This window comes from Streptomyces sp. MBT65, from assembly GCF_016612545.1.
Lineage (GTDB): Bacteria > Actinomycetota > Actinomycetes > Streptomycetales > Streptomycetaceae > Streptomyces.
In genome coordinates this window covers 1-9,719 of the sequence record NZ_JAENRY010000348.1, presented here as the reverse complement: position 1 = coordinate 9,719, position 9,719 = coordinate 1, and the positions used below count along the sequence as shown (strand labels likewise).

Here is a 9,719-nt window from a genome sequence, read left to right as displayed (position 1 = left end):
TGGCCGCTCCCGCACTCGCGGCGCTTGCACCGCATGCCCTCGCGGACACCAAGTCCCTGGAGACCAGCGCCGATCAGGCGGGTGCCCTCCCGTTGACACTGGTCAACAACAGCGGCTCGTTCGACAACGCGAACGTTCACGTCTACATCGTCGGGAACGTGGACGGCAAGCAGGTTCGGGTCACTCCGGACGGCACACTCGCGCCGATCGCGCTCTCGGACAACGGCGCGGACGGATTCACCGACTACGCGATCAGCCTCGGCTCCGGTGCGGAGACGACGATTCCGCTCCCGTACCTGTCGGGCCGCATCTATGTGTCGCTCGGCGCGAAGCTCAGGTTCAAGGCCGTGGCGGACGGCAACGGCAACCCGGCACTCCAGTATCCGGCCGGCTGGGTGACGTCCGACCCCAACTACCAAGTCCTGCACGACTGCGCCGAGTTCACGCACAACACGGCGGGCATGTTCTGCAACACGACGATGGTCGACATGTTCAGCGTGCCGTTGAGCATCCGGCTGACGGGCGCGCAGGACCAGACGACGGGCACCCTGCGCGACGGCGGGCGGACGTCCGTGTTCGACGCGGTACGTCAGGTCGAGGCGTTCGCCCCGCTGATCGTGGCCGACACACGGGTGATCGCGCCGGGACACGGACTGGACGCGGGCCTGTTCACCGCCGACTACTTCGCGCCGTACATCGACGAGGTGTGGAGCACCTACACCGGCAAGGACCTCACCGTCACCACGAACGCGGGCGCCTTCACCGGGCGGGTGCGCGCCGACCGGTTCGCCTTCACCGGACCGGCATCCGTCTCGTTCGCCAAGCCGTCGACGCGTGACGTGCTGTTCTGCGACGGCAACCTGGCCGCCCCGAACGACGGCACCACGGGCCCGGTCGCTGCCGTGCTCGGCGCGGGCTTCAACCGCTCCACGCTCCTGTCGGACCCGGCCCAACCGACCACCGCCGCCTCGGAGTTCTACCGCACCGACCTCACGAACCACTACGCGAAGGCGGTCCACGCGGCCACCGCCGACGGCAAGGCGTACGGCTTCGCCTTCGACGACGTGGCGGACTTCGCGTCGTATGTCCAGGACACGGCACCGACGGGGATACGGCTGACGCTCACGCCGTTCTGAAGCCGGAGAGGGCGGGAGCGCGGCCCCCGCCCTCTCCCGTTCCGCGCCGGTCAGTTCGGCCGGTGCGTGCGCCGGCGCCACCACGCCAGACCCGCGCCGATCAGCAGGATGCCCGCCGCGCCCGAGGCCGCCGACGCGGCGATCAGGCCGGTGTCGCGCGTACCGCCCGCCGAACCTGCCGGCTGAAGGGCGTCGCCCACCTGGTCGCGGACGCTGTTGCCACCGGCTGTGCCCTTCGCGAGCGGGCCTCGCGATCCGGCGACGGGCTCGGCCAGGTAGGGGAAGGAGTCGCCGAACTTCCGGTCGTTGGCGTCGACCGCGTCCCCCAAGTCGTTCTTGGCGCCGACGAGTTCGCCCTCGACGACCTGGAGCGAGATGTCCACGACGTCATCGGTGAGCCGACGCCCGTTCGGGAAGCCCGCGTTGTCGCCGTCGAGGACACCGAGCCGTTTCGGGTCGGCGGTCGGCTTGATCGAGGTGTTCAGGCGCAGCATCTCCGCCGGTCGCACGTTCGGCGGTTGGTTGAGGCCCTTGACGCCCTTGAGGAAGACGTCGACGAGATCGTTGCGGGGTTCCGCGGGAGCCTTGATCTTGTAGACGGCCTCCATGAGCTTCGGCAGTTCCGGGTTGGTCACGTTCTTCAGGAACTGGCCGTCGTTCCACGGCGAGGACGCGTTGAACTTGTCCTTGTCCTTCAGTGGGTTGACGACCTCGTTGACCAGCGGGTTGCCCAGCCGTGAGACCTGCTCGAAGTTCCCCTGGGCGTTCATTCGTTGGGTGGTCGACCAGATACCGACGACCGGCTGCCGCTTCGACTCGGTGATCATGTCGGTGGGCAGTTGCAGGGCGATCGAGTTGACGTTGTAGCCCTTGAGCGTGTCGTTGCCGACCTCGCTCAGATTGCCGCCGTAGAGCAGGTCGAAGACACGCAGGTCCAGGAAGAACGGGTCGTCCGCCTGACCGGCGAACGTCCGCCCTCCGTCGGCGAGTTGGCGCACTGCCTGCCGGCGCAGCGTGCTGTAGTCCGGCATCGACGCCTTGCCGACGTCGGACGGAGCCACGGGTATGTCGTCGGCGAGCTTGGTCTTCGACACAAGGCTCTGGTTGTGCAGCTTGAGCAGGTCGATGTCGTAGGTCTGCGTGATGTTCAGGTCCGGGTCGTCCAGGCTGGTGACCGGGCCCGTGTTGTAGAGGAACGTCTTCTTGTTCTTCGTGTGCGTCCTGAAGGTGTAGCGCAGCAGCAACTCACCTTGTGCGTCACCGTTGTTGTCGATGTGGATGTCGTACTGGGCGTCGTCCGCGAACGTGTAGAAGTTCGGACCGCCCGCCGGGTCCTCGAACGGGATCCAGTTCGCGACGATCGTCGTCGTCTCCGGATCGTCCGGGCTGACGAAGGCGTACACGTCCGTGTTGTCGTACTTGGGCTGCCCCGAGATCAGCGGGGCCTCCCGGTGACTGGAGGCGGAAGCCGCCCCCGGTTCCAGCGTGGTCATGCCGGCGGCTGCGAGTCCCCCGGCGGCCAGCGCACCTGCTACGAGGGTCGCGAGGCTCCTGCGCCGCGCACCGCTCCTGGCGATTGGTGTCATACCGTCCGTCCTCCATGCCAAATTCCCTGACGCTTGGGGATTCGGAGCGGCCACCCCGTGCGGATTGGTGAATATTGGCCGATCTGACCGATCTTTCAGTTGATCTCCGGATTGATCTCGAATTCCGGATCGGCGGACGGCGCTCGGCCTGCGGGGCGTTCGGCGTGCGGGGCCGGTCCCGTCGTAGGAGCGTGGTGGTGTGGGAATGGTGCGGGGTCTGGTGGCGCGCCGGAACCGGGAGCCGGCCCGGCGTGGCTGGCTTCGGGGCGCGCCCGCTCCGATGTGGGTGCGGGTGCTGCCGGGCCTGCTGGTCGGCGGGGTGGGTGTGGCGACGCTGGTGAGCCCGCACTCCCTTGACATCGGGTTCGTGCTGGGCGCCATCCCGCCGCTGGCCGGGCTGTCGTACGGACCGCTGGCGACCGTGCTCTTCGGCGGCCTCAGTGTCGCGCTGCTGACCGTGCCGGCCTTTCACCTCAATGATCCGGGCAGTACGGATCTGCTGACGATCTGCTTCGTAGCGTTGCTGAGTGTGTTCATCTCCTTCGTACGGAGTCGTCGCGACGCCCAGCTCGATCTGGAGCGCACGGTCGCCGAGGCCGCGCAGCGGGCCGTGGTGCCGCCGTTGCCGGCGCGGGTGGGGCCGGTGGGGTGTGCGGGGCTGTACCGGGCGGCGCAGCGCGGGACGCTGGTCGGCGGGGACTTCTTCGACGTTCGGGAGGGGCCGTACGGGGTGCGGGCGGTGATGGGCGATGTGCAGGGGCACGGGTTGTCGGCGGTCGCGACCGTGGCCTCCTTGCTGGGGGCGTTCCGGGAGGCGGTGCTGGACCGGCCGGACCTCGAATCGGTCGCCGCGCGGCTCGACCGCAGGCTCGTGGTGGACTCCGCGCGGTCGCCGCACGCGGAGCTGTTCGCCACGGCCGTGCTGCTGGAGTTCGCGGCGGACGCGCGGGCCGTGCGGATCGTGGCCTGCGGGCATCCTGCTCCGGTGCTGCTGCGCGCGGGGCGGGTCACGGAGATCGACCTCGTGCCGTGGACCCCGCTCGGGCTCGGATTGGTGGATTCGGGTCCGCTCGGTGGTGTCGATGTGCCGCTGCTGCCCGGGGACCGGCTGTTCCTGGCCTCCGACGGGGTGTGGGAGGCACGGGACGCGACCGGCGTCTTCTACCCGTTCACCGACCGGCTGGCCGCGCTGTCGAACGGCGACCGTGCCGACCTGCCGGAGCGGGTGTGGGCCGATGTGCTGCGGCACTCGGAGGAGATCCGGGACGACGTCACCATGCTCGTCCTGACACCCGGCGTCTGACGCTCACGCCCCCTCGTGCTCCCCCTCCGCGTCGATGTGCGGCAGGATCCGTTCCAGGAAACGGGGTGTCCACCAGGCGTGCCGCCCCAGCAGGGTCATGACCGCGGGCACCATCAGCAGTCGTACGACCGTGGCGTCGATCAGCACGCTGACGGCCAGGCCGAGGCCGAGCATCTTGACCACGATGTTGTCGCTGAGGACGAAGGCCGCGAAGACGCTGACCATGATCAGCGCGGCACAGGTGATGACACGCGCGGTGATCTCCAGGGCGTGGGCGACGGACGCCTCGGCGTCCCCGGTGCGCAGCCAGGCCTCGTGGACGCGGGAGAGCAGGAAGATCTCGTAGTCCATGCTCAGACCGAAGATGATCGCGAACATCATCATCGGGACGTAGCTCTCGATGGGGACCTTGCCGGCGACGCCCAACGACGGGCCGCCCCAGCCCCATTGGAAGACGGCGACGACGACGCCGTAGGAGGCCGCGATCGAGAGCACGTTGAGGACGGCGGCCTTGAGGGCTACGAGGAGGCCGCGGAAGACGGCGAGGATGATCAGGAAGGCGAGCGCGACGACCACGCCGATGATCAGCGGCAGCCGGCTCGACACGATGTCGCGGAAGTCGACCTGCGCGGCCGTGGTGCCGGTGACGTAGCCCCTGGCGGAGGTGCCGGAGACCGCCTCGGGGAGGGTGTCGTGGACGAGGCGGTTGGTGAGGTCGGTGGTGCTCGCGCTCTGCGGGGACTGCTTCGAGTAGACGGTGCCGACGAGCACGTCCCCGTCCTTGGTGGTCGTCAGCGGGGTGACCTTGGCGGCGCCCTGGACCCCGTCGAGGGTCTTCTGGGCCTGGGTGGTGAGGTCCTGGCGCTGGGAGGACGGGACGCCCGTCTGGTCGATGACGATGGTCAGCGGGCCGTTGGAGCCGGGGCCGAAGGCGTCGGTCATCAGGTCGTAGGCGCGCCGGTCGGTGAACGAGGTGGGGTCGGCGCCGTCGCCGATGTGGCCGAGCTGGATCGAGAAGACCGGGATGGCGAGGACGACGACTGCGGCGACACCTGCCGCGAGGAAGGTCCACGGCCGGTGTTCCACGCGCTGTGCGTAGCGGTGCCAGGTGCCCGTGGGTTCGGTGCCCGGCTCGGCGTCGGTCTCGGCGACCGGGCGGCGCACCCGGTAGCGGTCGATCCGTTTCCCGATGAGCCCGAGCAGGGCGGGTACGAGGGTGAGCGCGCCGATGACCGCCGACACGACCGTCACGGCGGCGGCGAGGCCGAGTTTCCCGATGAAGGGCACACCGGACACGAACAGTCCGGCGAGCGCGATGATCACGGTGCAGCCGGAGACGAGGACGGCCCGGCCGCTGGTGGCGGTGGCCTGTCCGGCGGCGCGCACGGGATCACTGCCGTTCATGAGGTTCTGCCGGTGACGGGTGATCAGGAACAGGGCGTAGTCGATGCCGACGCCGATGCCGATCATCGTGGCGAGGGTCGGTGACACCGTCGCGAAGGTGAACGCCGCGGCCAGCAGTCCGAGGCAGGCGAGTCCGCCGATCACACTGATCAGCGCGGTCACCAGGGGCATCGCGGCGGCGATCACACTGCCGAAGCCGACCAGCAGGACGACGATCGCCACGGCGAAGCCGATGAGTTCGCTGACCTTGTCGTCGGCGGCGGGCCGGGCGAGTTCGCCGAGCGGTCCGCCGTACTCGACCTGGGCGCCGGCCGCGCGCAGCGGCTTGACGGAGTTGTCGACGCCGTGGAGGTAGCCGTCGCCGAGGGTGGACGGCTGCACGTCGAAGCGGATGGTGATGTAGCCGGTCTTCGCGTCGGAGGACAGGGGTCCCACGTTCGGGCCGGTGGACGTCGGTGGCTGCGCTCCGGGCTGTGGCAGCGGGTTCTGCACCGACAGGACGTGCGGGAGTTTCTGCAGGTCGCCGACCGTCTCGGACATCTGCGAGCTCAGCGTGGTGAGCTGTTTGTCCTTGTCGTGGAGGACGATCTGGCTGCCGTAGCCCCCGGCCGCCGGATCGTGTTCCTTCAGGACCTGCTGACCGTGGTGGGACTGTACGCCGTTGAGCGAGAAGTCGTCCGAATAGTCGCCGCCGAAGGACCTGTTGAGGACCTGGAGCGCGGCCAGCGCGACGAGCCAGGCGACGATGACGATCACGAAGTGGCGGGCGCACCACTCCCCCAGCCGCCGCAGCACTCCCTTGGCTGCGGCCCCGCTGCTGCCCCCTGCACTGGAATCCGTGGGCGTCATGACCTCGGCCTTTTCCGCCAGGGGACATTTCCGACATCCCTATTAGACGCCCACGGGATCACTACGGCATCTCGGGCCCGCGCTCAGCCCGCGGTCATCCCACGTCCCACAGGAACCGGTGGGTGTGGATGCCGAAGTACGGGAACGACCGGACGCTCCTGACGCCCTCGATCGGCCGCACGACGTCGTTGACGAAGTCGAGCAGGTCGCGCGGCCCGGGGGTGACCACCTCGGCGAACAGATCGAAGCCGCCGGAGGTGAGCACGGAGTACACCACCTCGTCGCGCAGGGCGAGTTCGTCGGCTACCGCGCGCGGGTCGCCGTCCACCTCGATGCCGAGCATGGCCATGGCCTGGCCGCCCATGGCCATCGGGTCGGTCACCCCGACGACCTGAACGGCCTTGGAATCCAAGAGGCGTTGGAGCCGTTGCCGGGCGGCCGACGCGGACAGACCGACCTTCGGTCCGAGGTCGGCGTAGGCGATACGTCCGTCGGTCTGCAGCTCGCGCAGGATGGCCCGGTCGATGTCGTCCACGTACTTGTTCCCAACTCCTCTTATCAGCGTGCCAGTTCGGCGAGCGCGTCGGCGAAGACCCGGGTGTGGGTGTCGACGTCCCGCTCGGTCGTGTCGGGGCACATCAGCGCCATGCTGTGGAACGGGGTGAGCAGGATGCCCCGGTTGGCGAGGTAGAGGTGGAGGAAGTCCTCCAGCTCAGGGTCACCGGCCGCCTCGGACTCGGTTCCGGTGCGGGGTGCCGGGGACGCGAAACGGTACTCGCTGCGGGCGCCGAGACGGCTCACCGTCCAGGGCAGCGCGTGGGCGTCGATGCCCTGCTGCACACCGGCCGCGAAGCGTTCGGACAGCTTCGTCATGTGGGCGAACGCCCCGTCGGTCAGGACGTGTTCGAGTGTGGCGCGCATCGCTGCGACGGAGAGCGCGTTGCCGGCGAGGGTGCCGCCGACCCCGCCCATGTCGACGAGGTCCAGGTCGGCGCGGCCGAGCAGCCGGTCGGCGAGTTCGACGGAGAGGCCGTAGGCACCGGCCGGGATGCCTCCGCCGATCGCCTTGCCGATGGTGAGCAGATCGGGTTCGAGGTCCCAGGCGGCGGTACAGCCGCCGGGTCCGGCGGAAAAGGTGTGGGTCTCGTCGATGATGAGCAACGTGCCGTGTTTCCTGGTCAGTTCGCGTACGGCGGCCAGGTAGCCGGGCTCGGGGAGCACGATGCCGATGTTGGTGAGCGCGGGTTCCATGAGGACGGCGGCGACGTCTCCGTGCGCCAACTCCCGTTCCAGCTGGGCCGGATCGTTGAACTCGGCGACGCGGCTGGTGAGCGTGACGTCGCAGGGGGCGCCGACGTTGCCGGGGCGGGCGGTGCCGTGGCCGTCCGGCCCGACGACGATGAGCGACTCGTCGACACTCCCGTGGTAGCTGTAACTGTTCACCAGGATCTTGGGCCGGTCGGTGATGGCTCTGGCCAGCCGGATCGCCCAGCGGTTGGCGTCGGTCGCGGTGAGCGAGAAACTCCAGCGGGCGAGCCCGAAGCGGCGGGTGAGTTCGGCGCCGACCCACTCGGCGTCCTCGGTGGGCAGCATCGCCGTGGCACCGCCCTGCTCGGCGAACCGCCGCCGCACCGCCTCCGCGACGACGGCGGGCGAGTGCCCGGCCATCGCTCCGGTGTCCCCGAGGCTGAAGTCGATGTACTCGTGCCCGTCGATGTCGGTGACACGGGCGCCGCGGGCGGTGTCGAGGTAGCGGGGGAAGGCTCCGGCGGTCTTGTTCATCCAGGTCATCGGCACCCGCCCGAACAGATGCTCGGCACGGGCATAGGCAGCCTTCGACCGCGGGTTGCCCCGCTCGGCCTCGGCACTCTCGCGGGCGAGCAGGTCCTGTAGGCGCGTGCGGTCCATGGGGTACCTCGGTGACGTGGGCGATGGAATGTTTGGACGGTAGGGCTGAAAGGGGTGCGAGGGCAAGGGATACCCGCTGAATCGCGTGTTTTGGCGATTGATTCGTGCGGAGTGGCTCTGACTGTGGACGTTGGTCGACTGCCGGCGCGTGCCCGCGGGTCTTGGCCGGCCGGCGGGGCCTGATCGTGGACTTGAGCCGCGCGCCATCGCCTACCAGTGGACTCCAGCCGCCGGCCGATGCCTGCCCGTGGGCCTTGGTCGGCTGCCGACGACTGGCCGTGGACTTGGGCCGCGTGCCATCGCCTTACCGCGAACTTCGGCCGCCAGTCGGCAAGTGCCCAGAGGGCTTGGTCACCCGTCGGTACCTGACCGTGTACTCCAACCGCCCGCCAGTTCCCGTCCCAAGGCTCCGGCCATCTGCCGGCACCTGCCCGTGAGCCCGGTCGCACGCTGGCGCCTGCTCGCGGACTTCAGCCACCCGCCAGCACCCGCCCCTGGGCCCGACCATCCGCCGGCGGGCCGCCCTGGACCACAGCCACCTTCCGACACCGGCCCGCGGCCTTCTGCCACGCGGCCGAGCGCTCCACTGCCTGCCGACGCCTGCCCGAGGGCCTCGGCCACGCTGAGACCCCGCCCCGCGCCTCAGCGGAAGTAGGCCTGGACCTCCGGTGGAAGGAGACCGGCCGCGCGCTCCTCGATGCCGTCCCGGCCAGCGCGCGACGCCCGTCACACCGCTACCCCTCCGTGCGCGATGCCCGACCCTGACGGCTCAACTCTCTTTCCCCACATGCCATTTCAGACACTTGGCGCAGAAGCGAACAGAGGCCGGTCAGTTTCGGAGGGAAGTCCTGTGACACCGTGCGAGAGCGGTCGATGACGGTGTGTACTGTGCTCCGGGCGCCCCGCCTGAGGGCCCGAACTCAGCCCTGCCCGACTCCACTTGGAATCGATTCGATGATCGAATTACCGGACCTGGTGACCGGCGCTCTCGCCGCCGGCACGCTGTCCGCGCTGGCGCTCGGTGCCGGGCTGCTGCGGTCGCGGCGTCAACGCGCCCTGCAACGCGAGGAGATCGCCGAGCTACGGTCCCGACTGGACGGCGTGCAGGCCGCGTTGGCGGCCGAGGTCGAGCATCTGGCGGGGCAGCGGATCCCGGCCGCCGCCCNACCGCTTGCAGGACGCCCTGCGCTCGCTCCAACAGCGTTACGACGACCCGGAGTTGACGCAGACCCTGTTCGCCCTGGACCACGAGAACGAGCAGTCGCTGCGCCGTGCGCAGGTCGCGGCCGTGGTCTGTGGTGCGTGGGTCGGGCTCGCGCGTGAGGAGTCGCACCTCGTCGAGGCCGTCACCGGCGGGCAGGCCCGGCTCGCCGGTTACCACCGCGTGCGGGTGCACAACCATCTCGAAGCCGGCACCGCGCTCGTCTCGCACGCCGTCGAACCGGTCGCGATCATCGTCGCCGAACTCGTCGACAACGCGCTGCGGCACTCCGCCCCGGACACCGAGGTCGTGGTCAACCTGGAGCACGTGCA

General features: G+C 69.6%; 6 protein-coding genes and 1 pseudogene. 3 read left to right on the top strand and 4 right to left on the bottom strand.

Annotated elements, in window-relative coordinates:
- Positions 1-1,136, top strand: a 1,136-nt coding sequence (locus JHN63_RS43840; protein WP_234478597.1) for a beta-1,3-glucanase family protein, incomplete at its 5' end; no start/stop codon positions are given.
- 50 nt (positions 1,137-1,186) lie between these two features.
- On the opposite strand, the gene JHN63_RS43835 is transcribed toward JHN63_RS43840, so the two are convergent.
- On the bottom strand, positions 1,187-2,722 hold the full coding sequence (locus tag JHN63_RS43835; protein ID WP_200690715.1) for a DUF4331 domain-containing protein: 1,536 nt from the start codon (positions 2,720-2,722) through the stop codon (positions 1,187-1,189).
- A gap of 205 nt (positions 2,723-2,927) precedes the next feature.
- Here JHN63_RS43835 and JHN63_RS43830 point away from each other — a divergent pair, with 205 nt between their 5' ends.
- A complete protein-coding gene (locus tag JHN63_RS43830; protein ID WP_200690716.1) occupies positions 2,928-4,025 on the top strand; it encodes a PP2C family protein-serine/threonine phosphatase in 1,098 nt (365 codons plus the stop codon).
- Positions 4,026-4,028: 3 nt separating this feature from the next.
- Here JHN63_RS43830 and JHN63_RS43825 read toward each other — a convergent pair whose 3' ends face one another.
- The 3 genes from JHN63_RS43825 to JHN63_RS43815 all read right to left on the bottom strand — a co-directional run bounded on the left by JHN63_RS43825 (position 4,029) and on the right by JHN63_RS43815 (position 8,186).
- On the bottom strand, positions 4,029-6,278 hold the full coding sequence (locus tag JHN63_RS43825) for an MMPL family transporter (protein WP_200690714.1): 2,250 nt from the start codon (positions 6,276-6,278) through the stop codon (positions 4,029-4,031).
- Positions 6,279-6,372: 94 nt separating this feature from the next.
- Positions 6,373-6,813 (bottom strand): Lrp/AsnC family transcriptional regulator, encoded by a 441-nt coding sequence (locus JHN63_RS43820; protein WP_200690713.1) that lies wholly within the window; start codon positions 6,811-6,813, stop codon positions 6,373-6,375.
- 23 nt (positions 6,814-6,836) lie between these two features.
- On the bottom strand, positions 6,837-8,186 hold the full coding sequence (locus JHN63_RS43815; RefSeq protein WP_200690712.1) for a transaminase: 1,350 nt from the start codon (positions 8,184-8,186) through the stop codon (positions 6,837-6,839).
- A 1,171-nt stretch (positions 8,187-9,357) separates the two neighbouring features.
- Here JHN63_RS43815 and JHN63_RS53425 point away from each other — a divergent pair.
- A pseudogene (locus JHN63_RS53425) lies at positions 9,358-9,719 on the top strand (ATP-binding protein); the annotation flags it as partial.